This window comes from Ensifer adhaerens, assembly GCF_013283195.1.
GTDB classification, from domain to species: Bacteria; Pseudomonadota; Alphaproteobacteria; order Rhizobiales; family Rhizobiaceae; genus Ensifer; species Ensifer adhaerens_G.
In genome coordinates, this window is the sequence record NZ_JABEKT010000002.1 from 252,449 (window position 1) to 277,769 (window position 25,321).

Sequence of the window (25,321 nt, forward strand, 5' to 3'; positions counted from 1 at the left end):
GTTCCCAAGCCTGTAGGACGGCTGCATTCTCGCTATGCTTAATGGAGCGTTAACGCTGGCGATTGTCACATGCGTTCACCGGGCAATTGGCTCGCTTGCCTAACCCAGTCGGCGAATTGTTCTTCATCGAGATCGTCGTTCTCGTGAATGTCGAGATAGCGCACGTCCTTCTGCTTCGACTGGCCGGGCGGGACCGGATCGAGCAACGCGCCGCGGAAGAACGCCACCTTGATGTACTTGGTGAAGACATGGATGCCGAGGAAAAAGCCCTCGCCCTCAAGGCCATAGAGGGGAGAGTTCCATTTTACAGCCTTGCAGACGCCGGGGACGGCGCGTTCGATCAGCGCGTCGAGCCGCCGCCCGGCATCGCTCTTCCAGCCCGGCATCGCCGCGATGTAAGCTTGGACGGGGGCGTCGCCATGGCCTTTGGCGATCTGCGGATTGCCGCCGGACAGCAGTGGGACTTCGCTGGGCGCAACCGGAGCCGCCCCGTCAGGTTTGGCTTTCTTGGCCGTCGGCTTCTCCGATGGCTTTGTCGGCTTTCTGGTCGTCTTGCCGGCCATGCCGCGTGCTCCTAACCCGCCGAATGCCGTCGGCCAAGATAGGGCAGCACGAACATGTAAAGGCCGGTGGTCAGCAGGATCGCGAGCGGAAAAAGCGGCAGGAAATAGACCCACTCGGCCGGCTGCTTGCCTATCCCCAGGGTGGCGAAGATGGCGGAGACCACCGCCGCAAAGACAAGAGACGTCCAGCGGTGGACCTGTCGTATGCAATTGTTCCAGTTCATTGGCATATCCTCAACGTACCAGCCGGAACGGATCGGATGATCCGCCCGGCACGAACACGCGGCGCGGTACAGATCGTCAGTCCAGCCGCTCCAAGACCTGCTCGAGGGCCGAAACGAACCTTGGCCATCCAGCCTGCGCACCGTGATAGTAGGGCTGCTGGTCCGGCCGGAAACCGGATTGCTCCATGCGCAGGTGGGTGCCGGCGCCCGTCGGCGTGAGCGTCCAGGTGACGACGCTCTTCAGGTCCTTGGTGTCCCAGGTGTAGGACAGCGACCTGTTGGCCTCGACTGTCTGCACCTGGCAATCTACCGCGCCCCAGTCGGCCGTGAGGTTGAAACGGTGGCCCTGGTCTGGCTTAAAATTGTTCTTCATCAGCCACTCCTCGATCAGGTGCGGCTGGGTCAGCGCGCGCCAGATTTTTTCGGCCGGATAGGGCACTTCCCGTTCAACGACGACGGTGAGCATTTCGGTTGCAGTTTCGATCATTGATCCATCCTTTTGAGCAGGTCTTCAAGGTCGTCAAAACGGTTCTGCCAGAACCCGGTCATCTCTTTTGCCCAGCCGACCAGCGGGTCAAGCGCGCCGAGTTCAGCGCTGTAATGCGTCAGCCGGCCCTCGTGCCGGTCCTTGACTAGGCCGGCGCGCTTCAGCACCCCAAGATGTTTGGAAACAGCTGGCTGCGAGATCCCGGCATGCGCCGTCAGGGCCCCGACGGTCTGGTCGCCTTCGCGGCAGAGCCGTTCAAAAATGGCCCGCCGCGTTGGGTCAGCAAGGGTCTTGAACAGGATTTCGTGTGGCAGTGGCATGGCAATTCAATAACTCGCTGGCTATGGGTTTAATCCATAACCGGCGAGCTATGATTAAGTCAAGCCCGACTCACGGGAAAACCGCGACCTGAAATCGGACGCTTCATCCTTCGGCCTGATCGCAGGATCGACGGGCACGAACGCCATATCCTGTTGCGCTGTCTTGCCTTCGGCTGCCGCTCAGGTCCTGCCATCCGTAAACTGAACGAGATCCCAAAGGTTGCCGTAGAGGTCCTTGAAGACCGCGACAGTCCCGTAAGGCGCTTCCTTGGGTTCCCTCACGAATTCGACGCCTCGCGTCGCGAGAGCTTTGTAGTCGCGCCAGAAGTCGTCGGTTCGCAGGAAGAGAAAGACCCGTCCTCCCACCTGGTCGCCGATATAGTCCTGCTGATGGGCATTGGACGCACGCGCAAGAAGCAAGGAGGTATTGCCGTCACCTGCAGGCTTAACGACGACCCAGCGCTTGTCCTGTTCCGGTTGGTAGCTATCCTCCACCAGGACGAACTTCAGCGTGTTCACATAGAAGTCGATCGCTTCGTCGTAGTCACGGACGACAAGAGCGATGAGTGCGAGCGACTGGTTCATTTTCGTCCCTTGTCATGTGTTTGAGCCTCGCCGCTCGGTCGGACATCCATCTGTCGACCACCGGCGGTCATTTCATTGCAAGCCGTCATCGGCAGCAGCTGCATCAGTGCGGAAGGCAGCCGATGACGCCGAACTTATCGGTCGTTCCATGGTTGCAATCTTTGCTGGCGGCACCCAGCTAACACAAGCCGTTTCAAGACCGTGGGAGCCGTCGCTTTGAGTTGGACACAGGAATTGCTCGGGCGTTTGCCCTTCGAATGGAAGCCTGTCATGGCCGGCGAGTCCGGAGATTTCGTCTACCGCCGCAGCGATGGGCACGCCTACGCCAAAGTCGCAACGGCTCTCCGCTCCGAAGAGCTTTCCGGGGAACGCGATCGGCTCCTGTGGTTGCAGGGCAAAGGCATACTCGTCCCTGAAGTGATCGATTGGCATATCGCCGAGTGTGGTGCATGCTTGGTCATTTCGGCAATCGAAGGCGTGCCGGCCGCCGCGCTTTCGGCGGCCGACTTGCTGCAGGCCTGGCCCTCCATGGCCCGGCAACTTGGAGCACTCCATGCGCTGGATACCGGTCAATGCCCTTTCGATCGCAGCCTTGCGCCGATGTTTGCGCGCGCCGCAGACGTAGTCGGGCGGAATGCCGTCAATCCCGATTTCCTGTCCGACGACGACCGGCAGACGCCCGCGACAGACTTGCTGGCACGGGTGGAGCGGGAACTTGCAGTTCGCCTCGAGCAGGAGGCGAGGGACCGGGTGGTCTGCCACGGCGATCCTTGCATGCCGAACTTCATGATCGACCCTCAGACCCTTCGCTGCACCGGCATGATCGATCTCGGGCGTCTGGGAACGGCGGACCGTTACGCCGACCTGGCGCTGATGACCGCCAACGCCGGTGAAAGCTGGACTGAGCTGGATCAGGCACAACGGGCGACCGCAATCTTGTTCGAGGCGCTCGGCATCGCCATGCCCGATCTCGGGCGTCTGGATTTCTACCTGCGTCTCGATCCCCTGACATGGGGTTGATTTGGACCTCAGGTGCGAGCCCGCTGCGCGGTACCTGGTGCTCGGCACGGGCTGCGTTGCTGTAGCAAGGGCAGGCCACGGGCACGACTGGCGTCGCGCCCGTGTTGCATGAGCGGCATCAACCGTCTCACCCTGACGGGTTTGACGGTTGATGCATCAGGTCAGTTGATACGGACGGCCGGAGCCCACCGGGGCGATGCCCAGGCAGCGATCCAGGGGTCGTCGGGCGGTTCGTCGATTTCGGGAAGCCCGATATCGCGGCGCATCCGATTGGAGAGGCCGGTCGACTGGTTGACCAGCCGGTGATGCCGCCAGGCCGCCCGAACGAGGCCGGTTGTCGTTTTCCAGATGCCGAACGTACGGCACAGATCGTCGAGGGCTGCCGGCAGAGTGCCGGCAACAGGCAAAGATGTCTCACGCATGTGTTTATCCCGACGCTGCGACGCGATCGGGTCCTCTAAAAGTTGATTTGGGCTTGGACGCGATTCGTCGCGTCATGGGCCGGTAACGTTAGGTCAGTTGGGAAATGCCGGGCCGTTGAAGGCCAGCGTTCAGGCGCTTTGTGAACCCGACGGGGCAAAGCAGGATGCACGGTGCATCCCGAGTACAGCAACGGTTCCACCAGAAGTGCGCATATTAAAGAGAGTATATGTCATCTCACGCCTCCTTCAGTGTGGGTTGCAGACAATGTAACCTCGCACGCGATTGCCGGCACGGCAAGGCGCAATTTCGAATTGCAATTATATCGCCACGGATATGTTGCTCTCCGGCAACACGTTACTGTCGCCGGTCTGTCGGCAAACCTGTGCGCACTCGGCGGCACCGTTCCGATCCAGAACATCTTGGTTGTCGCAGGCCGCCTCAGCGCCACTGGCCGGTGCCGGGCGACCCCGGATCGCCCACACGCTTCCGCCCCAGGGCGGTGCAACCGTCCTGGGGGATCGCGACGATCTTGGCCGGGAGAGCCGGCCACCGGTGGTTTCAGATTACTTCAGCTGTCCGGCAGCTTTTTCGATGGCAGCGGCGGCGCAAGCCTCATCGAGATTACCGCCGGGAGCGCCACCCACGCCGATCGCACCGATGGTGACGTCACCGGCCTTGATCGGGACGCCGCCGGCAAGCACCAGGAAGCCTTCGATGTTGACCAGTTCGGCGGCTGCCGGGTTCTTGGCGACGTTCTCGGCCATTTTCGAGGTCGGCGTGCGCGAGGATGCGGAGGTGAACGCCTTGGCACGCGCTGCCCCAACAGTATGCGGGCCGGCATTGTCGGCGCGCACGAGCGCGCGCAGCACGCCGGCGCGATCGACCACCGCTGCCGTCACATTGTACTTGTCGGCGGCGCAGGCCTGAACGGCATTCACGGCGATCTCGACGGCAAGGCTCGACGGGATGTTCTTTTCGGTGAGCAGTTCGGCCTTTGCGGTGCCGCTGACGACGACGAGTGCGCAAGCCGTTGCGAGGAGGGTCTTGATCATGGCGTGGTTCCTATCCTTGTTCCGGAGGAAGCGTTTCGCTTTTCCGAAACCAGCACTACCCAATCAGCCCGAGCGGCAGAATCCGCGATGCCACCACCCGGCATAGGTAGGACAACCTATGCCGACCCCTTCTCCGCCATCGTCAACCGAACGAACTCGGCCACTGAGCTGGTGCCGAGCTTGTCGGCGATCTTGGCCCTGTGCGCATCGATTGTCCGTGCCGAGATGTTGAGCGCCGCCGCGATCTCCTTGCTCGCCCAGCCCATGGCGACCATGTCGAGGACTTCGCGCTCGCGCTCGGTCAATCGGGCCAGCTGCAGTCGTGCCTCGCGCTTTTCGAGCCGCGCGTCGAAGCTGGCGAATGCCTGCTGCAGAGCCTCCACCAGCACTTCACCGTCGACCGGTTTGGTCAGGAAGTCCTGGATCCCCGCCTTGAAGGCGCGCCGACAGGCTGCGACGTCGCCATGGCCGGTGATCATGATCGTCGGCCAGTCAATGCCGCGCTCGGCCAGCTTTGCATGCAGTTGCAGCCCCGAAACCAGCGGCATGCGCAGATCGACAAGAAGGCAGCCCGGTCTCTCCTCGTCGACATGCGTCAGGAAAGTCTGGGGATCGCCAAACGTCTCGACATCGATGCCGTAGGTGCGCAGCAGAAAGGCGATAGCAGCCCGTACCGCCTCATCGTCGTCGATCAGATAGACCCGGTATTTGCTCACAGCGTCTCTCGTTTCCCCGTGCGTGGCAGCGTAATCGTAAACCATGCCCCGCCATCTGGAGCATTCTCCGCTTCAATTCGGCCATCGACGCGCTCCACCAATGTCGCACACAGCGAGAGCCCCAGACCCATGCCATCGGCCTTGGTCGTAAAAAAGGGTTGAAACAGTTTGGGAAACGCAGTTGCGGCGATCCCGGGCCCGTTATCGCGAACGATGATCTTCATCTCGTCACCAATGGCTCGTGTCTCGATTTCGACCAACGGGTCAGCAGTCTTCGCGTCCTCCAGCGCATCGGCCGCGTTGCGGATCAGATTGTGCAGCACCTGCTCCAGCTCGATCGGGTCGACGTCGGCCACAAGCGCCTCCTTCGTCAGATCGAGCTTGAGCCGGATGTCGCGCCCCTGAAGATCGGCGCCGGTCAGCGCTGCGATTTCGGCAACGATATCGTTGATCGCGCTTGTGATAGGTTCCGGCGTTCGGTTGGAGGCATAATCGCGCATCCGCCTCAGCATCTCACCCGCTCGTTTCGCCTCGCGGACATTGACCTCAAGCGCCTCGGAGATCAGCCCGATATCGGGCTTGTCGGCGCTGGCCAATCGGAGTGCCGCCTGGCTGCGGCTCAGCATCGCCGTCAGGGGTTGCGTCAGTTCATGCGCGATGCCCGACGCAAGCTCGCCCATGGCGTTGACGCGCGAGGCGTGCGCAAGAAGCGCCTGTCGCTCCTGCAACAGCGCGCGAGCCTCGGCCTCTTCGGTCGACATTCGGGATTTCTGGACGGCAGCCCGCTGACGAAGCGCAAACATCAGCGCAAAGGACGCCAGTCCGGCCATGGCGGCAAAGCCGATCAGCTGTCTGATCGGCAGGAGTGCGTCGGTCGGCATCGGCCGGTCGAGCGACAGCGAGATCCTTTGACTGGCGCTGTCGATCGTCGATTCGAAATGGGCAGGCGCGACGAAGGAGACGGCTGCGCCGGCTGTCTCCTCGGCAGGTAAGTCGACCAGGAGATGATTGTCGAGCGTGAGCGTCAGATGCGCCCATCGCGGCCGCTCTTCCGGCTCCAGCAAATGGCGCGCATCGATGGAAAGCACCAGCGCGGTGTCCGATGGCGCTTGCGCCCTTTTGGCCAGCAGGTAATGGCCGTCTCGGCCGACATAGGCCGAGACCTTGCCGGGCTGTTGTTGTGAGATCGCGTCGCGCAGTGGCGAAAGATCCTCGCCTTTGCCGAAGGGGACTTCGATCAGCGGTACGAGTTCATTGCCACTTTGAGCCGTCAGCGTCGCTTCGTTCCCGATCTTCTCATCGAGCGAAACGAGTGCGAGCCAGGCGATGCGCGGATAAAACCGCGCAACGCTCTCCATCACCTGCCGGGTCGCGTCCAGTCGTGCCGGTTCGGTGTCATCGGCAAGCGCGATCAGGCTGGTCATATGTGCGTCGTGCTGCGCCGCGCGCTGGGATATCAAGCGGTGCAAGGTCCGGCCCGCAGTCGTCAGTTCATCGCCGAGGCGCTGCCGCGACGATTCGATGGAATAAAACGCAAAGGCCAGGACCGCGGCGAGCCACAGCGCCGTAGCAAAGAGCCAGGATTTCAGGAGGCCGCTACTCACGTTCACGGATCCACGGTCGAAGGCGACGTGACCGGCCTACCGGCGTCTTCCACCTGGTCCGGCGCGTGCAAGGGAAATGGGGCGGTCAATTCGAACATGCCTCTGCTTTGCGGGTCAACGCATCTCCAGCCCGACAATCTGCCCAGGCAAAATTGAGGCCGTCCGATCTGATAGCACGCACGCGTAAAGATGAAACCCGGCTGAAGCGGTCTCCGGTTCGAACTGAACTGCTGGCGCCTGTCATGCAGCAGTCGCATGGCCGACATGATTTGCTAATGGACGCTGCGATCTCCATATCTAGACCAACACCTGAATTCGACGTGATGCCAGCGCCGCAGTTTATCCTGCCGGGCGCGAAGGAGATAACATGATCGGGATCCCAAAGACGCTGGAAGACATGAGTGCGCGTGAGCGGTACGGCATGCTGGAAACGGTCGCCGGAGCACTGGAGGCCGTTGCCGAAGAGGCGGAAGATCTGGGCGACATCCGTTTCGCGGCCCACTCGAAATGCGTCGCCTGCACGATCCGCGGATACACTGACAATCTTGCGGCCCAAGATATCAAGTCTGCTGAGCTTCTTCTCGAGCTTGGCATTACGCTCGTCCATCTGTCGTCGACGAGATCGGCCGGTGCCGAGACCACGATGTCCCACAATGTGCGAGTCTGTCACTAGCGTTTCCGAGCACCGTCGCGATTGGCGGACGATGCTGGCGAAAGACATTTGCGGGATCAGCGAGCGCCGGTCCGGGCAGATTGGCGCCCAAGCGCGGCAAGCCTGTCTGCGCGCTCGTTGCCGACGAGCCCGGAATGGCCCTTGCACCAGGCGACAGTCAGTTCGGGGTTGCTTGAGAGCTGAAGGTCGATCGCCATCCAAAGCTCGGCATTCGCTATTCTTCGGCTCCGGACCTTCGCATTCGGGACAATCTTCTTCCAGCCGTTGTTCTTCCAGATCAAGCGCCAGCTGTTGCAGCCATTGACCGCGTAAACGCAATCGGACCAGACAATTGCGCTCTTGGCAGACGCGTTGCCTTTGACCCACAGCGTCGCCTTGAGCAGCGCGGTCAGCTCCATCGTGTTGTCGGCGGAACGCCGGGCGCCACCGAACTCGGACGCGATCTCCGTACCGTCGTGATAGACGACAAATGCCCAGCCGCCCTCGCCGGAGCTCGGTTCGTACGAGCCGTCGGTGAAGACGTGGAAGCCTGCGGAGGAAGGCTGCGCCTCGGCCGTATGGGTGCGGGAGCCGAGCATGGTGAGGGCGTCGTTCATATCGCTGGTCTGATCCTGTGTGCCACTTTGCCCATGTCTACCAGACGAACAGGAATGTTGCGCGTTACACATCGCATCCCTAAATCCGCCGGTATCCTCGACGGCTGACCAACCCCCTGTCTTAGACGGTCGCCGTGATAGCAAAGTCCGGCGTTTGGGGGGCAGGCAGGGCCTTTCGCCCATGAACGCGGGTACCGCGTCGCGGTTCCTGCCCTCGCCGACTACATGACGCCGAAGCGCTCGAACGCCTCGACCGTGCTCATGCCGGCCTCAATCGCCAGGCGAACCTTGTTTTCCGTCTCGGCCTTTTCGAAGGCGAGGGCGATCGCCTCCTGTTCCGCCTCGCGCGGGATAACGAGTACGCCGTCGCGATCGCCGAAGAGGATGTCGCCGGGGCGGATGCGGATGCCACCGATCTCGATCGGGACGGCGTAATCCACCACCTTGCCGCGCGGACCTTGATCCTGGGCATAGGATCCATAGCAGAACGTCGGAAAGTCCAGGGCCAGGATACCGCCGCTGTCCCGGCAATAACCATCGCAGATCGCGCCCGCAGCCTTCAGCTGGATTGCGCGCGTCGACATCAGTTCACCCCAGACGGCATAACGTGGTGAGGAGCCTGCGCAGACGTAGATTTCGTTGGGTTTCAGGCTGTCGAGGGCATGGAACATCAGGCCGAATGGCTTGGTGCTGATCTCGGCGTGGCCGCCGTTGCTCGCGGTCGCAAAGAAATCCGCCTCCAGCACCGGCATGGCACGGCCGATTGCCACCATGTCGTCACGCAGGGCCTTGATCCGCGGCGGCAGGAACTGGTGCTGCAGCCCCATCGTGTCCAGGATGTCGCCGACCACGGCGGTAAAAAGCCGGCTTCGCATGGCCGCGAACAAATCGGCATCGTTCTCAAAAGTCTTCATCGTGTCACCTGTCCGTTCTGTGCGGCCCTGGCCGCAGAAATGCCCTGCATCACGCCGCGAATTTCGGCGAGCCCCTTCAGACGGCCAATGAGCGAGTAACCGGGGTTGATCCGTTCCTTGCCGATATCGTCGGCGAGCAGATGCCCATGGTCTGGGCGAACGGGAATCTGCCAGTCGTCGCGTCCGGAAGCGTGGCGGCGCTCCTGCTCCTCAAGGAGAGCGAGGATGACGGCCGGGATATCGCTCGATCCGCCAAGATGGTCGGCCTCATGAAACGAGCCGTCCGCTTCGCGCTGGACGTTGCGCAGATGGGCGAAATGAATGCGCGAGCCGAACTCGCGCACCATCGCGGGCAGGTCATTTTCGGCGCGGGTGCCGTAGGATCCTGTGCAGAAGGTCAGGCCGTTGGCGGGGCTGTCGGCCGCCGCCAGGATGCGGCGCGCATCATTGGCCGTGGAAACGATCCGCGGCAGGCCATAGAGCGGGAAGGCCGGATCGTCGGGGTGGATGCAGAGTCTTACCCCGATCTCTTCGGCCACCGGGACGATCTCGCGCAGGAAGTGCGCGAGGTTTTCATGCAGGTCCTCGGCGCTGACGCCATCGTACTCCGCGAGTGCTCCGAGAAAGCCAGCGCGATCGAACTTGCGCTCCGATGCCGGCAGGCCGGCAATCAGGTTGCGTTCGATCCGTTCGATCTTTGCAGGGGTCATCGCAGCAAAGCGCGCCTGTGCCGCTTCGATCTGGGCCGGCGAATAGCTTTGCTCGACGCCCCGCCGCTTCAAGACGAAGAGATCGTAGGCGGCGAAATCGATGGCATCGAAGCGCAGCGCGTATCCACCTGTTGGCAGCGGGTGCATGAGTTCTGTGCGGGTCCAGTCGACCACCGGCATGAAGTTATAGCAGACCGTGCGAATGCCGCAGCGCGAAAGCGCCCGCATCGTGTCCTTGTACCAGCCGACGTAGCGTGCGCTGTCCGATGATTTGAGCTTGATCGAATTGTGCACCGGAATGCTCTCGACCACACTCCAGCGCAGGCCCGCCGTCTCGATCAGCGCCTTGTGCTTCAGGATCTGATCGTCGGACCAGGGTGAGCCGTCATAGACGTGGTGGAGCGCAGTGACGATGCCCGTCGCCCCCGCCTGCCGGATATGGCTGAGCGGCACCGGGTCGTCGGGGCCATACCAGCGAAAGCACTCTTCCATCGGCCTCATTTCTTGAACTCCTGCGGTCTCGATGATGATCTTTATTGTTGGACCAGATGATGCATTAAGGAGCGACGCAGAGATAAATTCAAGTAAAAATGAGCGGATAATGCCGAATTCTTCCTGGTGACGCTGAAATCGCCGCAGGGTGCTTGACATGTTTTCCAATCTGGACCAACAAATAGAACAACGCAAAGGAGGGGAGCGTGGCGCACAATTCCGCAAAACCGGAGCATTCGACAGGCGTCGAGCCAGCTGAGGTCGGCAAGACGTCGGCGGTCGACAGGCTCGTCGAGCAGATCAGGGATCTGATCGCCGAACGCGGTCTCGGCATTGGCGACGCGCTGCCGACCGAGCGCGATCTCGGCGAACAGTTTCAGGCGGGGCGCAACACGGTGCGTGAGGCGCTGCAGGTTTTGCGCGCCTATGGGCTTGTCGAGACGCGGCCCAAGGTCGGCGCCGTCATCAGTGGCGGTCACGGCGAGGCGATCCGCCGGCTCTTTGCCTTTCACAATGGCATATCGCCCGATTCCTTTCGCGACCTTCAAGGCTTCCGCCGCATCATCGAGACCGGCGTCGGCGATCACATCATCCTTCATGCAAGCGAAACCGACCTCGACAGGCTGGAAGCGGCCAACGCCCGGATCCGGACGGCTGAGAGCGTCGAGGAAGCGGCTCGCTACGACTACGAATTCCACGAGGCGATCGTCGAACTCTCAGGCAACAGGACGACGCTCGCCGCCTACCGGATGATGCGCTCGGTGATCGAAGAGGTCATGCGTCTGGGCAAGGCGGAGCGGCCGGTGCAGTCGGCGACCTACGAGGCCCATGCCGAAATCATCGATGCGCTGAGAGCGCGCGACCGGATTGCCTACGCCTATCTCATGAGCCGTCATCTTGAATTCGGCCTCAAATTCGTCGGTGCGCCATCGGGCGCCCAACCCGCTGCGATCAAGACATAGGCCGCATATCGTTTTCAGCATTCAGTCAGCACCGGCCCCTATGCCCGCGGGTCCGGCAATACGATCGAGGGCATCGGGGAGGAGACCCAAAATGATCAATGCAAAACGCCACGTCCTGACGCTCGCAGCCCTTCTGGTGAGCGCCAGCTTCGCACCCAATGCCGCCCTTGCTGATGGCAAGGCCATCGCCGGCATCGTCTTCCAGCAGGACCAGTATTTCCGCGGTATCCAGATCGGCATGGAGAAGGCGGCGGAAGCCGCCGGCGACGAGCTGCTGGCCGGAAACAGCGACAGCAAGCTCGAAAAGGAAGCGCAACTGATCGACACCTATATCGCCCGCGGCGTCAACTCGATCGTCGTCGCGCCGCTGTCGGCGGATGCTTCGGTGCCCGCGCTGAAGAAGGCCCGCGATGCCGGCATCACGGTCGTCACCTATGGCACATCGGCCAATGGCGACGTCGCCCAGGCGACCGTGACCAGCTCGGACCGGGATATCGGCATCGGTACCGGCGAGGCCGCCGCCCCGTTCCTGAAGACACTCGGCAATGGCGAGAAGGTCAAGATCGGCACGCTGGCCTTCAAGGCGCTCCTGCCGGAGCAATCGAACGCCCGCGTCGACGGCTTCCTGCATGTGGTGTCCTCGCAGGTCGAGATCGTCGCCCAGCAGGATGCCTGGCTGGCCGAAAAGGCGCTGGCCGTCGCCAGCGACATGCTGACAGCCAATCCGGATATCAAGGTGATCTACGCCGCCAACGAAGGCGGCACGATCGGCGCCGTCCAGGCGGTGAAGAAGGCCGGGCTCGAGGGCAAGGTGTTCGTGTTCGGCACCGACGGTTCCGAGCAGCTCGCCAACATGCTTCTCGACAAGGACAACGTGCTGCAGGCGACCACGGCCCAGCAGCCTCTTGAGGTCGGCAAGCAGGCGATCGAGGCCGCGCAGAAACTGCTGGAAGGCAAGACGTTTGAAACGAAGGTCAATGTTCCCGTCCTTCCGCTCACGCGCGCAAATGCCGAAGGCGTCGCCGCCTACAAGGAAGGCCTGAAGGCTCTGAAGTAAGGCTTGCGGGGCGGGGCCTGCCGGCCCTGCCCACCATCTGCCGCGCCAACCGGAAACCACGGATGACCTATTCTCAGCCACGGACCGATGCCGCCCAGGGGCGGCTCGCGTTCCGATCCGTCACGAAACGTTACGGCCCGACCGTTGCCCTGTCGGAGTTTACCCATGAGTTTGCTCCAGGGCGCGTCCATGCCCTGATGGGAAAGAACGGATCCGGCAAATCGACGCTGATCAAGCTTCTTGCCGGCGTGACCGAACCCACCTCGGGGACGATCAGCGTCAACGGACGCGACCAGGCCTTTACCTCGCCGCACGATGCGTTCGATGCGGGTATCGTGACGGTGCACCAGGAGCTTTCGCTCGTTCCGGAGCTTTCCGTCGGCGAGAACATCTTTCTCGGTCGCCTGCCGCACACGAGACGCGCCGGTTTCCGCGTCGTCGACTGGAAAGGGCTGCATCGCCGCGCGGCCGAGCTTCTGTCCGACATGGGGCTTACGATCGATTCCCGAAAGCCGGTCTCGGCGCTCAGCGTCGGGCAACAGCAAGTGGTCGAGATCGTCAAGGCGATGTCCTTCAACCCCTCGATCCTGCTGCTCGACGAGCCGACATCGGCGCTCGCCTCGAAAGAGGTCAAGCAGCTTTTCGCGCTGATCGAGCGGCTCCGGGCGCGCGGCGTGACGATGATCTACATCACGCACCGCATGAGCGAACTCTTCGAGATCGCCGACACCTGCACGGTCATTCGCGACGGTCACTACATCGGCGCCGTCGAGATGCGGGCGACCTCGCCAGCCGAGATTGTCGGCATGATGTTCGGCGATGCCGCCCGCACGACCCGCCCGCCGCGCCAGGCGATCGACCGGGTGAAGCCGCTGCTCGAAGTGCGCGGCCTGACCCGCGCCGGGCACTTCAACGACGTTTCCTTCGATCTTTATCGCGGCGAAATCCTGGGCATTGCCGGTCTGCTCGGTTCGGGCCGGACCGAGCTCATGCGCGCGATCTTCGGCGCCGACCGTATCGACGCCGGCACGGTGCACCTGGAAGGGCGATCGATGACGGGGGCGACGCCAAGCCAGATGCGGGCCGCAGGTCTCGGCTACACGCCGGAGAACCGCAAGGAGGTCGGCCTCGTGCAGTCGCTGCCGACGGCAGACAATCTCTGCATGGCAAGTCTCGGTCCGATTGCGCGCAATGGCCTCATTTCCCGCCGGCGCGAACAGCCGCATGTCGATCGCCAGATCGTCGACCTGCACATCAAGTGCGGCGATCCGGAACTGCCGGTATCGTCGCTATCGGGCGGCAACCAGCAGAAGGTGGTGATCGGCAAATGGCTGAACACCGCGCCCTCGGTGATGTTCTTCGACGAGCCGAGCCGAGGTGTCGACGTCCAGGCCAAGCGGCAGATCTTCGACATCATCTGGCAGAAGGCGTCGGAAGGCCTTTCGAGCATCTTCGTCTCGACCGAGCTCGAGGAGGTCCTCGAAGTGGCGGACCGCATTCTCGTGATGCACCACGGCAGCGTCGTGGCCGAGGTGGACCCAACCCGGACAGACCTTACCCAACTCTACGGCCTATGCATGGAAGGGGCCTCGAAATGACACTTGTCAGCCAAACGACAGAAGGCGACGGACAGAACGTGCCGCTGCGTCTGCTCAAGACCTACCCGATGGAAATCATTCTGGCGGCACTCGTCCTGTTCCTGATCCTGATGGCTCCGGGTTTTGCCTCCACCGCCAACATCCTCAACGTGCTGCGCACGGTGGCGATGCTCGGGATCATCGCCTTCGGCATGACCGCGGTGATCATCTCCGGCGAGATCGATCTTTCCGTCGGCGCCGGGGTGGCGCTGGCCGGATGCATCGTCGCCTGGTTCGCCGACGCCTACACCGACGCAATCGGTGGATGGAGTGCTGTCATCCTCGGCTTTGCGGTCGCGCTCACCGTCGGGTTTTCGCTCGGCTATCTCACTGGGCGCTTCCGGCAATGGTTCAACGTGCCGACCTTCATTACCACGCTTGCCCTCTTTGCCGCCCTTCGCGGTGTCGCCAACCTCATTACCGGCGGATTTCCGCTTTCGACCTTTCCGGCCGGTTTCGATTTTCTCGGCGGCGGCTATCTCTTCGGCATACCGTTCCCGGTCTACATCTTCGCTCTCACCTTCGCGGCCATGCACTTCCTGATGAAATACACCAGCTTCGGCCGCGAGGTTTATGCGGTCGGCGGCAACATGGAAGCGGCAAGGCTTTCGGGCATCGACATCTGGAAGGTCAAGGCGCTGACGCTTGGCCTTACCGGCGCGCTGACGGCGATTTCGGGCACGCTGATCGCCTCGCAGATCGGCGCTGGCACCGGCACGACCGCCACCGGCATGGAGCTCGACGTCATTGCGGCCGTCATCATCGGCGGTACCTCGCTGTTCGGCGGCAAGGGCCGCATCTGGGGAACCCTGATCGGCGTGCTTTTTCTCGGCTGCATCTCCAACGGCATGACGCTGATGAATGTCAGCGAATACTGGCAGTACGTCGTGCGCGGCGGGATCATCCTTGGCGCCGTGCTGCTCAATCAAGTTCTGGAACGTGTGCGTTAAGGGAATTCGGAGCCGACCATGACGGAATTTGCAGGAAAAATAGCGCTCATTACCGGAACCTCCGGCATCGGGCTGGCATCGGCGATAAGGCTGGCTACAGCCGGCGCCAAGGTCCTGGCGTGTGGTAACGATGCAGCGGCGAACGCGGCGTTCGACCGGATCGCCGGCGAGCGCGGCCTTGCCATGGCCTCGCGACTGACCGACGTGTCGGTCGAGGCAGAGGTGGCGGCCGCCGTCGCCGACGTCGTATCGCGCCATGGCGGGCTCGACATTGTCGTCAACGCCGCCGCCGTCCATCCCTTTGGCACCGTTCTCGACACCAGCTTCGAGACCTGGAACCGGTGCCTGTCCGTCAATGTCGGCTCTATCTATCTGACCGGACGCTTTGCCATCCCGGAGATGGACAAGCGCGGCGGCGGGGCGATCGTCAACATCTCCTCGGTGCAGGGTCACAACTGCCAACAGAACGTCGCAGCCTATGTCGCCACCAAGGGCGCCATCCATGCGCTGACCCGCGCAATGGCGCTCGATCACGCCGACATCCGCGTGCGGGTAAACTCCGTCAGCCCGGGCTCCGTTCGCACGCCGCTGTTGTCGCTGGCCGCGCGTAGCTATGGCGGCGAGGGTGTCAGCGAAGAGGACGCCTTCGCCCGCTTCGGCGCGGCCCACCCGGTCGGCCGCATCGGCGAGCCGGAGGAGGTCGCAGAACTCGTTGCCTATCTCGCCTCCGATCGTGCCGGCTTCATCACCGGATCGGACTTCCGCATCGACGGCGGGCTCACCGCCGGCATCGGCGTGAAATAATCGCACAGGGAAAGAACAAGATGAAAATCGGCCTTGGCCTCTACCGTGAACAGCTCACGCCCGACAATTATCGCTTCGCACTTCAGTCCGGCGCGACCCATATCGTTGCGCACCTGACCAACTATTTCGCCGGCAAGGACCCGAAGATCGACAGCGGCGACACCGGTGGGTGGGGCGATTGCTCGGCCGACCGCCTCTGGACCTATGAGGAGCTGTCGGCGCTCGTTCAGGACGTGCGTGCTGCCGGCCTCGAGCTTGCCGCGATCGAGAATTTTTCGCCGCGCTTCTGGCACGACATCCTTCTCGACGGTCCGGAACGCGGCGCGCAGATCGAGGCGTTGAAGCAATTGATCCGCGATGCCGGGAAGGCGGGCGTGCCCTGCATCGGCTACAACTTCTCGCTCGCCGGCGTCTATGGCTGGACGCGCGGCCCCTATGCGCGCGGCGGTGCGGAATCCGTCGGCTTCGGCGTCGAGGATGCGCCGGGTGTCGTGCCCGATCCGGACGCGCCGATCCCCGACGGCATGGTCTGGAACATGCGCTATCGGCACGGGCTGCCTGGCGCAAAGCCGGTGTCGGTCAGCAATGCCGAGATCTGGGACCGTCTCTCCCGGTTCCTGAAGGAAGTCGTCCCGGTTGCCGAAGAGGCTGGTGTCATGCTCGGCGCCCATCCCGATGACCCGCCGGCGGAAGTGCTGCGTGGCACGGCCCGTCTGGTAAACCGGCCGGAGAAGTTCGATCGGCTGATGTCGATCGTCGATTCCCCATCGAACGGGCTGGAGCTCTGCCTCGGCTCGCTGCAGGAAATGCCGGGCGGCGATATCTACGAACATGTCCGCCGGTTCGCGCGCTCGGGCCGCATCGGCTACATCCATTTCCGCAATGTCAGGGGCAAGATGCCGCGCTACGTCGAAACCTTCGTCGACGAAGGCGATATCGACATGGCCGAAATCGTCCGCATCCTGCGCGACGAGAACTATCAAGGCGTGATGATCCCCGACCATACGCCGGCCATGACCTGTGCCGCCTCCTGGCATGCGGGCAAGGCGTTTGCGCTTGGGTACATGCGGGCGCTGGTGCAGAACGCCCATGCGCTCGGACCGTCCCGGTCGCTTGTCCATGATATCGCGGCCGAATAGGAGACGCGGATGGAGAGGTCGATCACTTGCGTTGCCCCGGTCGGCGACAAATGCGGCGAGGGCGCCGCCTGGTCGGCATCCGAGCAGGCGCTCTACTGGAGCGACATCAACCGCTTCCTCGTCCATCGCTATGATGAGGCGAGCGGTGCCGTGCGCTCCTGGATGTTCGAAGAGCCGGTGGTGGCGGTGTCGCTGACAGACGAGCCGGGCCGGTTCCTTCTGGCGCTCGCCTCGAAGCTCATCTGGTGGTGGCCGCAAGGCGACCGGCGCGCGGATCAAGGCTTCCGTTTGCCCGGTTATCCGCGCGTGCGGTTGAATGACGGGCGCGCCGATCCGGCGGGAAATTTTTGGGTCGGGTCGATGAAGAACAACGTTCTGCCCGATGGGGAACTTGGCGAGACGGCAGCAGGCGAGGGCATTCTCTACCGCATCGCACCGGATGGAAATGTGAGCGAATGGCGGCATGGGCTCGGCATTTCCAACACGCTGTGCTGGAGCCCCGATCGCAGCACCTTCTATTTCGCCGATACGCTCGCAAACGAGATCTACGCCTTTGACTACGCAGTGGTTGATGGCTCGATTTCGAACGAACGGGCCTTCCTTGCCGATTTCTCCCGCGGTTCTCCGGATGGCTCGGCAATGGATAGCGATGGCTATCTCTGGAACTGCCGTTTCGGCGGCGGCTGCATCGCGCGCGTGTCGCCTGAGGGCGCGGTGACGGAGGTCATCCAAATGCCGGTTACCAACATCACGACCTGCACCTTCGGCGGCGCAGACCTGAAGACGCTCTATGTCACGACGGCGAGCATCCTCTCGAAACCGGGAGAGCGGCTCGCCGGTAGCCTGTACTCTCTCAGGGTCGAGGTTCCAGGGCTGGCGGAGAACCGTTTTGGCAGGATCGTTTCGGCATGACCGAGACGAGAAGGCGCGGCCTGGCTTGGGCGCATGGATGCCTGGCGGTACAATCTCTGGGCGGCATGCTCGGGCCGGTCACCTTCCTGCTGCCCGACGGGCGGCAGGTCAGCCCGTTGCATGTAGCGCCCTGGGGCGGGGATCCGAATAGAACGGCGCTGCCACCGATCTTGCAGGAACTGCGCGGCGAATGGCCTTGCGTGCCTTTCGGCAGCGACGGCTCGCGCCCGTTGCCCAAAGGTTGGTCGGACACCGGCGAAAGTTTCGTTGGCGCGGATGTGCCGCACGGTCACGGCTCGAACGTGCATTGGAACTGGGGCGACTGCGACGATCGGCAGATCGTCTTGACGTGCAGCTACCCCGAGGACCATCCGGTCAGGCAATTGCGCCGGTCCATCGTGCCGGACCCGAACGACGCCGCGATCGATATCACGCTCGAAATCGAGGTGCGGCGACCGTGCCGGTTGCCGATCGGCCTGCACCCCACCTTCCGCCTGACGCCCCGCCCCGGATCCGTCAGGCTCGAACCGGGAAAGTACAACGAGGCGCACAGCTTTCCCGGTGACGTGGAGCCGGGCGCTGCCCTGTTTGCGCCAGGTGGCCGATGGTCGAAGCTCCAGAGCGTCGATGCCCGCGACGGCACCGCCGTCGATGCGACATCCGTACCGCTTGACCAGAATGCCGAGGAACTGCTGCAATTGGTCGGCATCGATGGCGCAATCGCCTTGCATTACCGAGACGAAGGATTTCGGGTCTGCTTGACCTGGCAGAAAGAGCATTTCCCCAGTCTTCTGCTCTGGTACAGCAATCGCGGTCGCACGGCCTATCCATGGGAGGGCAAGCATCTGGCTCTTGGTGTTGAACCGGTCTGCGCGGCCTTCGACCTCGGACCGGCGGTGTCGACGGCCGACAACCCGGTGGCTTCGCCGGCCAGCCCGACCTCGCTATCCTTCCATCCCGATCAGCCGTTCATCACGCGCTACCGGCTTTCGGTCGAAGCCGCTGCCCTGGGCTGAAGTCCTTACGTCATTTCGTCGGCGTCTGGACCGCTCCTGGCCTCTTGCGCCTCTGTCGCTGCCGGTTCTGTATCCATCGGGACAAGCGGTGCCACCATGAAGGTGACACAAGGGTCGCGTAAGGCCCTCGTCAACTGGAACGGTTTTTCGGTCGGGCGCCTGCCTGCCGATCACTTCTTGCGGCAGGTGCAGGGGTCGTAGCCGTTGGCAAACAATCGGCCGGGCCTCATGCCAATCGCCACCGGGACGTCGCGGACCTCTGAAACGCGCAGAGATCTGGTAATTGCAAGGGCCGCCTCGGCGCAGATGGCCGCGTCTTCGGCTGCGTTGTGATGCGCGAAGGTCAGGCCGAGATGGCCGGCCAGGATGTTGAGCTTGTGCGATCCGAGATGCGGCCAGACCTTTTGCGCCATCTTCACAGAACAGAGATAGGACAGGTCCGGGTAATCCTGCCGGTAGAGATCGAGGCAGGAACGCCAGACGCTGAAATCGAAGGCCGCATTGTGGGCGATCATGGTCGCGCCGCGAAAGTCGTCGGCGAACTCGTCCATCACCTCGGGAAATTCACCCGCATCTTCGACGTGTTCCGGGCGAATGCCGTGAATGGCGATGTTGAAGGAGGAAAAGCGCATGTCTTTCGGGCGGATCAGCCGTTCCTCGACCCGCACGACACGATCATCCTCGATCCAGGCCAGACCGACGGAACATGCGCTGCCACGCTGCTCGTTGGCGGTTTCGAAATCGATGGCGATGGTCTTCAAGGCATTCTTCCGGCTGGTCTTGTGCAGCAGGACCGAGGCGCTGCAACACCCTTCGCCCGTTCCGTTGAACGTGCGACGAATGCTGTAGCGATATGCAGGCGATTCGGCAAAGCTCGCTCGGTATTGGCGCGACAACCGCGCCCAGCGCTTGATGCCGTCGCCATAGCCCCTATTTCGCGACCCTTGCCGATGTTGCGCAGCTCAACAGCCGGCAAAACAATTTGCGTATGTGATCGGCACGCTCATGGCATCTCGTTTTGTTGCCGGTCCCGGAACGCCGCTTCGCCGGCATCCGACACTTCGACCCATTTCTTGTCAGGCACGGCGTCCGCGCCATAGTTGTCGTTCCAGTTCCACCATTTGTAGGTCGGCGTCTGGGGGTAGCCCGCAGGGGAATCTTCCCAGACTTCCTGGCGCCCGAGCGGTGTGATGTCGAGATAGTTCCAGGTGCTCCCCATCTGTTCGTCGCCGCGGTTGTTGATGAAGTAGGTGCGGAATACACGTTCGCCGTCGCGGTAGAACACGTTCGTTCCGTGCCATTCGGCGACCCCGAAGTCGGCATCGAAATCGTCGGTGATGGTGAACCATGGGATTTCCCAGCCCATGCGCGCCTTGAGCCGCGCGATGTCGGCCTGCGGCGCGCGCGAAACAAAGACCAGCGTTGTGTCACGCGCGTTCAGGTGGGCGATGTGGGCAACCTGGTCGGCGACCATGGAGCAACCCCTGCAGGCATGATCGGGCCAGCCGAACACGCCCGGTTCGAAGAAGGCGCGGTAGACGATCAATTGGCGTCGACCGGCAAACAGGTCGATGAGGCTGGCTCTGCCCGCAAGGCCGTCGAAGGCATAGGCCTTCTCCACCGCCATCCACGGCATGCGCCGGCGTTCGGCGGCAAGAGAATCGCGCGCCCGGGTCTGGGCTTTCTCCTTCACCAGCAGCTGCTGGCGGGCGTCCTCCCAGGCCCGTGGCGACACGACAGGAGGTGTCAGCATGGCGGGGTGACCGCCTTTTTCCGCAGATGTCGTCATGGCGGTTGAAACCTCCTTTGTTGGCACGGGCGTCTTCGCGCGTGATTGCTCTGGAGGGAGTTTCGCACCGGAACGGGTTTGATGGGAGTAACAAGTGTGACGACATTCCGGTTGCCGGCGTGTCCTGCGCCCCGGACGCTGCAGCACGCAGCAGCGCCTCACCCGGGACGGTTCAATCGGTCTTTCCGAGTTCCGGTGCCAGCAGCCCAAAGAGAACGTCGAGCATCACATACATCGGCGCGCGGCCGGTCGGAACGATGAGTGGCCCCGCGGATGTGCGGTAGGCATTGAGATTGATGTTCTCGTCGGCAAGCGAGGCGACGATCGAGCCGCCTGGAGAGATGGCGACGATGCGCGCGCCCGACTTCTTGGCGATCTCGATGTTGGAAATCAGATAGCTGGTGCGGCCGGAAAAGGAGAGCACGAACAGCACATCCAAGGGGGACAGGCGTGCCGCCGAGACCATCTGCAAGGTCGGATCGGAATAGGCGACGCTCGCGATCCCGAGGGAGGCCATGCGATGCTGGGCTTCGCCTGCCAGAAAGCCGGATCCGCCGTAGCCATAGACGTCGATCCGGCGGGCGCGCGCCAGAAGGCTGACCGCACGACGCAGGGAATCGAGGTCGAGGTCATGCCGCGTCTCCCGTAACGCTTCCGCCGCCCGATTGAAGATGTCGTCCACCATGCCGGCGAACGGATCGGTTCCGCTCTCGGCGACGGTCGCCGTGGACTGGCGAACGGCGAGCTGCTGGGCAAGTTTCAGGCGGAAATCCGGAAATCCGTCGCAGTCGAGCCTGCGGCAGAAGCGGATGATCGAGGGTTCGCTGACCTTGGCGACGCGCGCAGCATCCGTGATCGACCAGGTGATCGCCGTGCTCGGCGTGTCGAGGATCGCTTCCGCGATCCTGCGCTCGGCGGGCGTGAACTGGGACAGGGATTGCCTGATCAGATCCAGCATGGGACCCATCGTACCGACATCTCGGATGCTCGTGTCATGAAGCGTCTTTCGCAATTGCGGATTACAACCTGCCGTCTGCCATCAGCTTCGACAGGCAGGACGATTGATAGTCAAAACCGGCCTGCGCGACAACGAGCCTTTTCACGGCGCCAAGCGCCTGCTCGTTTGCCTCGAGGCGTCGTCCGTTTGCGTCCTGAGCGATGATCTGCCCGGCGGCGGCCGCAACCAGTTGTACGCCGGCGGCGATGTCCCAGGCGCTGAATTTCGACTCGTAGGAAACGGCCACGCGGCCGACCGCCACATAGGCAAGGTGGAGCGCGCAGGAGCCCAGGCGCCGAACGGCGCGAAAAGAGGTGACGAGATCGGCATAGGCCTCGAGCGCCGCCAGATCGGGCCGTTCGCCTTCATAGGGGGCGTTGCTCAGCAGTTCGACATGGCGATCGCTGTTGGCGCGCGCAAAAGGCGAGACGACGTCGCCGTTCAGCGTCAGGCGTCCGTCGCTCGCCATGAACAGCTCTTCCCGCATCGGATCGTAGACGATGCCGCAGACCGGCTCGCCGGCATAGTAGGCAGCGATCGAGACGCAGAAGAACGGCAGGCCGGAGGCGAAATTGCTAGTACCGTCGATCGGGTCGATGATCCAGGTCGTCTCGCCCTCACCCTGCCAGCCGCTTTCCTCGCCGAGAATGCGCGACTGCGGCAGTCGCGACCAGATGATGTCGCAGGCGGCCCGTTCCGCCGCCTTGTCGCAGGCGGTCACGATGTCGAAGAAACCCGCCTTCTGCTCGGTCTGCAGCGTCTCCGGGCTCGCCTCGATGAAGCCCTTGCGCGCCACTGCGCCTGCAGCGAGCGCGGCTTCTTTGGCAACGCTTGTGATCGTTTCGTAGAGACTGTGGAGGATGGGCTGGTTGATGGTCATGCGGCTTTTCCCATGTCGGCGGCTTCACTGTTCGGCAGGATCCAGACGGGCTGGCTGTCGACGGACAGGCGCAGCATCTGGCCGACTTCAGCCACGCCCGTGCGGTAGTAATTGCTGTCGAGGAAGACGCATTCCTGCCCCTCCAGATCAGTCAGGTATTCGACATAGGCGCCCTGGAACACAACGCGGCGCACCTTTGCCTGCATCGCTCCTTCGGCATCGACACGGATATGCTCCGGCCGAACGACGCAGCGCACCTCTTCGCCCGGTCTGAAGGCACGGCTGCCGCGCGGCAACGTGAAGGCAACCGTGGAGGCGATGCGGATCGACACGGTGGATTGGTCAACCGCCTCGATACGGCCATTCAGAATGTTTGCCTTGCCCATGAATTCGGCGACGAAACCGGTGCCGGGACGCGAATAGACGTTGAGCGGCGTGTCGTCCTGTTCGATGACGCCATTGCGCATCACCACGACGCGGTCCGAAATCGCCATGGCCTCGCTCTGGTCGTGGGTGACGTAGAGGCTGGTGATCCCGAGACGAAGCTGGATGGCGCGCAGTTCGTCGCGCATACGCTCGCGGAGCTGTGCGTCGAGGTTGGAGAGCGGTTCGTCGAACAAAAGCACTTTCGGCTGAGTGACGACGGCGCGGGCAAGCGCCACGCGCTGCTGCTGGCCGCCCGACAGCCGTGAGGGCGAGCGGTCGGCGTAGGTCTCGAGCGCCATCGTCGCAAGGACGGAGCCGACCCGGTCCTTCATCTCCTGTCGCGGCAGATTGAGAAGCCGCACGCCGTATTCGACGTTTTCACGCACGGTCATGTGCGGGAAGAGGGCGTAGCTCTGGAAAACCATGCCGACATTGCGGGCATTGACGGGGACATTGGTGACGTCGCGCCCGCCGATTGTGATGGCGCCCTCCGACGGCGTCTCGAAACCGGCAAGCATGCGCAACGTCGTCGTCTTGCCGCAGCCCGAGGGGCCAAGCAAGGTCACCAATGTCCCCTCTTCGATGACGAGGTTGAGCCGATCGACCGCAAGGCCTGCGGCCGCACCGGCCGCTACGGGGAAGCGCTTTGAAATATTGGAGAAAATGACTTTCGACATGGGATTACCTCTTGGGCGATGTCGACGACAGGAGAAGTTGCATGAGCGCCAGGATGGCGAGCACGACGAAGACGAGGATGCTGCAGTAGGCCGCCGCGACCCCGATCTTCAGCGTTTCCACCTGCGACAGGATGGTGACCGTGATCAGCGTCCAGTTGGCCGAAACCAGAAAGATCACTGCGCTGAGCGTCGTCAGAGACCGGGTGAGGGCATAGGATAGCGAGGTGAACAGCGCCGGTTTGAGCAGCGGCAGGGTGATCTGGAAGAAGGTCCGCGTGTTGGAAGCGCCGAGCGTCATCGAGGCCTCCTCGATCGACTTGTCGATCTGGCGAAGCTGGTTCGAGCCTGCTTCGATGCCCACTTGCAGGTTCTTCACCACCATGGCGGCGACCACGATGAAAGCGGTGCCGGTCAGGAGCAACGGTGGCGCGTTGAAGGTGCTGACATAGCCGATGCCGAGAATGGTGCCGGGCGCGGCGAAAGAGAGCAGCGTGCCCCAGCGCAGAAGAAAACTGCCGGGAAATGCCTTCCTCACCAAGAGATAGGCGATGAGCATGCCCGCAATGGCTGTCACAGGCGTGGCGATCCCCGCCAGCAGCAACGAGTTGGCAAGTGTCTGGAATCCGGCGGTGAAGACCGTCGCGTAGTGGTCGAACGTCAGCGTGTTGTCGATGCCCGGCAGCCGGGTGAACGAGACGTAGATGACCGTCAGGTAGAACAGCAGGATCGCAAAGACGATCGTGTAGCAGAGGATCGAAATCGGCAGTACCACGGCTGCGCCGGAAATGCGGATGGTTTGAGCCGTCGGTTTGCCGGTGACCGTCACGTAGCTTCGCTTGCTGACCCAGTAGCGATGGACAAGAAAGGCGGTGATCGACGGCACCAGCATGAGGCTCGCGAGCAGCGCGCCGGAATGCAGGTCGAAGTAACCGACCATCTGCGAATAGGCTTCGACGGCAAGCGTGTTGAAATTGCCGCCGATCAGCATCGGGTTGCCGAAATCCTCCACCGATTTGACGAAGACGAGCAGCGCCGAGCTCAGGATCGCCGGCGTGACGAGCGGCAGCGTCACTCGCGAGAAGGTGACCCAGCGCGAGGCGCCGAGCGAGGCGGAAGCATCTTCCAGCGCACTGTCGATCGATTGCAACATGCCGCGGATGTTGAGATAGGCGATCGGCGTGAAGGCAAGCGACTGGATCAGGACCAGGCTGTGAAAGCCGTAGACGTTGGCGTTGCGGATGCCGAGCAGCTCACGGGTAATGAGGCCCGAGCGCCCGAACAGGATCACCACCGCGAGCGCCATGACGAAGGGCGGCGAGATGATCGGCAGCAGCGCCACCCCATGCACGAAGGTCTTGCCGGGCATGGTCGTACGCGTTGCCGCAAAGGCGAGAACGAAGCCGATCAAGGTGGCGATCACGGCCGAGGTCGCCCCGAGCAACAGCGTATTGAACAACGATTCCCAGACAAAGGACTTGGACAGGACTTCGGCCAGTGCTGCGAGATCGAAGCCGCGGTCGGTGATGACGGCCTGTTTCAGAACGGTGAAGATCGGCAAGGCGGCAAAGACGAGCACCGAGACCGTGACGACGGCGAAAATGCCGAACAGCCAGGGATCGACGACAATCTTGCGCAGGAAGGCCGGCGATGCCCCCGTCCGCCCGGACGGGGTCGCTTGCGAGACGAGGGTCATGGC

The 25,321-nt window shown here is 62.8% G+C and carries 28 protein-coding genes; 10 read left to right on the plus strand and 18 right to left on the minus strand.

From position 1 onward, the window contains the following. Positions 1-65 precede the first annotated feature (65 nt). The 5 genes from LPJGGPFB_RS17675 to LPJGGPFB_RS17695 all read right to left on the minus strand — a co-directional run bounded on the left by LPJGGPFB_RS17675 (position 66) and on the right by LPJGGPFB_RS17695 (position 2,179). Complete coding sequence (locus LPJGGPFB_RS17675; RefSeq protein ID WP_173421268.1) at positions 66-563, minus strand: DUF1801 domain-containing protein; 498 nt, start codon at positions 561-563, stop codon at positions 66-68. 11 nt (positions 564-574) lie between these two features. Further along, positions 575-787: a hypothetical protein gene (locus LPJGGPFB_RS17680; protein ID WP_173421269.1), complete on the minus strand. Its 213-nt coding sequence runs from the start codon at positions 785-787 to the stop codon at positions 575-577. A 76-nt stretch (positions 788-863) separates the two neighbouring features. Next, the gene (locus LPJGGPFB_RS17685; RefSeq protein ID WP_173421270.1) at positions 864-1,274 is read right to left on the minus strand and encodes an SRPBCC family protein; all 411 of its coding nucleotides are present in this window, start codon (positions 1,272-1,274) and stop codon (positions 864-866) included. Continuing rightward, positions 1,271-1,594 (minus strand): ArsR/SmtB family transcription factor, encoded by a 324-nt coding sequence (locus tag LPJGGPFB_RS17690; protein ID WP_173421271.1) that lies wholly within the window; start codon positions 1,592-1,594, stop codon positions 1,271-1,273. The genes LPJGGPFB_RS17685 and LPJGGPFB_RS17690 overlap by 4 nt, the downstream gene beginning before the upstream one ends. 180 nt (positions 1,595-1,774) lie before the next feature. Beyond that, the gene (locus LPJGGPFB_RS17695) at positions 1,775-2,179 is read right to left on the minus strand and encodes a VOC family protein (RefSeq protein WP_173421272.1); all 405 of its coding nucleotides are present in this window, start codon (positions 2,177-2,179) and stop codon (positions 1,775-1,777) included. A 216-nt stretch (positions 2,180-2,395) separates the two neighbouring features. Between LPJGGPFB_RS17695 and LPJGGPFB_RS17700 the strand changes: the two genes are divergently transcribed. Continuing rightward, on the plus strand, positions 2,396-3,199 hold the full coding sequence (locus LPJGGPFB_RS17700) for an APH(3'') family aminoglycoside O-phosphotransferase (protein WP_282438135.1): 804 nt from the start codon (positions 2,396-2,398) through the stop codon (positions 3,197-3,199). Between the two features lie 161 nt (positions 3,200-3,360). Here LPJGGPFB_RS17700 and LPJGGPFB_RS17705 read toward each other — a convergent pair whose 3' ends face one another. The 4 genes from LPJGGPFB_RS17705 to LPJGGPFB_RS33600 form a co-directional block, all read right to left on the minus strand. Beyond that, positions 3,361-3,621 (minus strand): DUF1127 domain-containing protein, encoded by a 261-nt coding sequence (locus tag LPJGGPFB_RS17705; protein ID WP_234902926.1) that lies wholly within the window; start codon positions 3,619-3,621, stop codon positions 3,361-3,363. A 564-nt stretch (positions 3,622-4,185) separates the two neighbouring features. Beyond that, entirely contained in the window at positions 4,186-4,674 is a 489-nt protein-coding gene (locus tag LPJGGPFB_RS17710; protein WP_173421274.1) for a GlcG/HbpS family heme-binding protein, read from the minus strand. Positions 4,675-4,790: 116 nt separating this feature from the next. Further along, positions 4,791-5,390 (minus strand): response regulator transcription factor, encoded by a 600-nt coding sequence (locus LPJGGPFB_RS17715; RefSeq protein ID WP_327795817.1) that lies wholly within the window; start codon positions 5,388-5,390, stop codon positions 4,791-4,793. Continuing rightward, positions 5,387-6,994 carry an ATP-binding protein gene (locus tag LPJGGPFB_RS33600; protein ID WP_173421276.1) on the minus strand — a complete coding sequence of 536 codons (1,608 nt, stop codon included), beginning with the start codon at positions 6,992-6,994 and terminating at the stop codon, positions 5,387-5,389. The genes LPJGGPFB_RS17715 and LPJGGPFB_RS33600 overlap by 4 nt, the downstream gene beginning before the upstream one ends. Before the next feature lie 367 nt (positions 6,995-7,361). Between LPJGGPFB_RS33600 and LPJGGPFB_RS17725 the strand changes: the two genes are divergently transcribed. Then, on the plus strand, positions 7,362-7,667 hold the full coding sequence (locus tag LPJGGPFB_RS17725) for a hypothetical protein (RefSeq protein WP_173421277.1): 306 nt from the start codon (positions 7,362-7,364) through the stop codon (positions 7,665-7,667). Positions 7,668-7,723: 56 nt separating this feature from the next. On the opposite strand, the gene LPJGGPFB_RS17730 is transcribed toward LPJGGPFB_RS17725, so the two are convergent. The 3 genes from LPJGGPFB_RS17730 to uxuA form a co-directional block, all read right to left on the minus strand. Next, entirely contained in the window at positions 7,724-8,263 is a 540-nt protein-coding gene (locus tag LPJGGPFB_RS17730; protein WP_173421278.1) for a ribonuclease H family protein, read from the minus strand. Positions 8,264-8,484: 221 nt separating this feature from the next. Next, complete coding sequence (locus LPJGGPFB_RS17735) at positions 8,485-9,177, minus strand: RraA family protein (RefSeq protein WP_173421279.1); 693 nt, start codon at positions 9,175-9,177, stop codon at positions 8,485-8,487. Further along, positions 9,174-10,379 carry a mannonate dehydratase gene (uxuA, locus tag LPJGGPFB_RS17740; protein WP_173422213.1) on the minus strand — a complete coding sequence of 402 codons (1,206 nt, stop codon included), beginning with the start codon at positions 10,377-10,379 and terminating at the stop codon, positions 9,174-9,176. Before uxuA ends, LPJGGPFB_RS17735 begins: the two co-directional genes overlap by 4 nt. Before the next feature lie 206 nt (positions 10,380-10,585). Between uxuA and LPJGGPFB_RS17745 the strand changes: the two genes are divergently transcribed. The 8 genes from LPJGGPFB_RS17745 to LPJGGPFB_RS17780 all read left to right on the plus strand — a co-directional run bounded on the left by LPJGGPFB_RS17745 (position 10,586) and on the right by LPJGGPFB_RS17780 (position 18,856). Then, the gene (locus tag LPJGGPFB_RS17745) at positions 10,586-11,341 is read left to right on the plus strand and encodes an FCD domain-containing protein (RefSeq protein WP_173421280.1); all 756 of its coding nucleotides are present in this window, start codon (positions 10,586-10,588) and stop codon (positions 11,339-11,341) included. A gap of 91 nt (positions 11,342-11,432) precedes the next feature. After that, positions 11,433-12,398, plus strand: coding sequence for a substrate-binding domain-containing protein (locus tag LPJGGPFB_RS17750; RefSeq protein WP_173421281.1), 966 nt, complete (start codon positions 11,433-11,435; stop codon positions 12,396-12,398). A gap of 62 nt (positions 12,399-12,460) precedes the next feature. Then, positions 12,461-13,996 carry a sugar ABC transporter ATP-binding protein gene (locus LPJGGPFB_RS17755; protein WP_173421282.1) on the plus strand — a complete coding sequence of 512 codons (1,536 nt, stop codon included), beginning with the start codon at positions 12,461-12,463 and terminating at the stop codon, positions 13,994-13,996. After that, entirely contained in the window at positions 13,993-14,985 is a 993-nt protein-coding gene (locus tag LPJGGPFB_RS17760; RefSeq protein WP_173421283.1) for an ABC transporter permease, read from the plus strand. Before LPJGGPFB_RS17755 ends, LPJGGPFB_RS17760 begins: the two co-directional genes overlap by 4 nt. A gap of 18 nt (positions 14,986-15,003) precedes the next feature. Further along, a complete protein-coding gene (locus LPJGGPFB_RS17765) occupies positions 15,004-15,789 on the plus strand; it encodes an SDR family NAD(P)-dependent oxidoreductase (protein ID WP_173421284.1) in 786 nt (261 codons plus the stop codon). Positions 15,790-15,809: 20 nt separating this feature from the next. Continuing rightward, positions 15,810-16,928, plus strand: a complete 1,119-nt coding sequence (locus LPJGGPFB_RS17770; RefSeq protein ID WP_173421285.1) for a mannonate dehydratase — start codon at positions 15,810-15,812, stop codon at positions 16,926-16,928. A gap of 9 nt (positions 16,929-16,937) precedes the next feature. Next, positions 16,938-17,840 (plus strand): SMP-30/gluconolactonase/LRE family protein, encoded by a 903-nt coding sequence (locus tag LPJGGPFB_RS17775; RefSeq protein ID WP_173421286.1) that lies wholly within the window; start codon positions 16,938-16,940, stop codon positions 17,838-17,840. After that, entirely contained in the window at positions 17,837-18,856 is a 1,020-nt protein-coding gene (locus LPJGGPFB_RS17780; RefSeq protein WP_173421287.1) for an aldose epimerase family protein, read from the plus strand. Before LPJGGPFB_RS17775 ends, LPJGGPFB_RS17780 begins: the two co-directional genes overlap by 4 nt. Before the next feature lie 170 nt (positions 18,857-19,026). Here LPJGGPFB_RS17780 and LPJGGPFB_RS17785 read toward each other — a convergent pair whose 3' ends face one another. The 6 genes from LPJGGPFB_RS17785 to LPJGGPFB_RS17810 all read right to left on the minus strand — a co-directional run bounded on the left by LPJGGPFB_RS17785 (position 19,027) and on the right by LPJGGPFB_RS17810 (position 25,318). Beyond that, positions 19,027-19,617 carry a 3'-5' exonuclease gene (locus LPJGGPFB_RS17785; protein WP_173421288.1) on the minus strand — a complete coding sequence of 197 codons (591 nt, stop codon included), beginning with the start codon at positions 19,615-19,617 and terminating at the stop codon, positions 19,027-19,029. Positions 19,618-19,859: 242 nt separating this feature from the next. Further along, entirely contained in the window at positions 19,860-20,645 is a 786-nt protein-coding gene (locus LPJGGPFB_RS17790; protein WP_173421289.1) for a DUF899 domain-containing protein, read from the minus strand. A gap of 172 nt (positions 20,646-20,817) precedes the next feature. Beyond that, positions 20,818-21,603, minus strand: a complete 786-nt coding sequence (locus tag LPJGGPFB_RS17795) for a MurR/RpiR family transcriptional regulator (protein WP_209788900.1) — start codon at positions 21,601-21,603, stop codon at positions 20,818-20,820. A 61-nt stretch (positions 21,604-21,664) separates the two neighbouring features. Beyond that, positions 21,665-22,522 carry an inositol monophosphatase family protein gene (locus LPJGGPFB_RS17800; protein WP_173421291.1) on the minus strand — a complete coding sequence of 286 codons (858 nt, stop codon included), beginning with the start codon at positions 22,520-22,522 and terminating at the stop codon, positions 21,665-21,667. After that, complete coding sequence (locus tag LPJGGPFB_RS17805) at positions 22,519-23,625, minus strand: ABC transporter ATP-binding protein (RefSeq protein WP_173421292.1); 1,107 nt, start codon at positions 23,623-23,625, stop codon at positions 22,519-22,521. Before LPJGGPFB_RS17805 ends, LPJGGPFB_RS17800 begins: the two co-directional genes overlap by 4 nt. 4 nt (positions 23,626-23,629) lie before the next feature. Further along, positions 23,630-25,318: an ABC transporter permease gene (locus tag LPJGGPFB_RS17810; protein WP_173421293.1), complete on the minus strand. Its 1,689-nt coding sequence runs from the start codon at positions 25,316-25,318 to the stop codon at positions 23,630-23,632. Positions 25,319-25,321 lie beyond the last annotated feature (3 nt).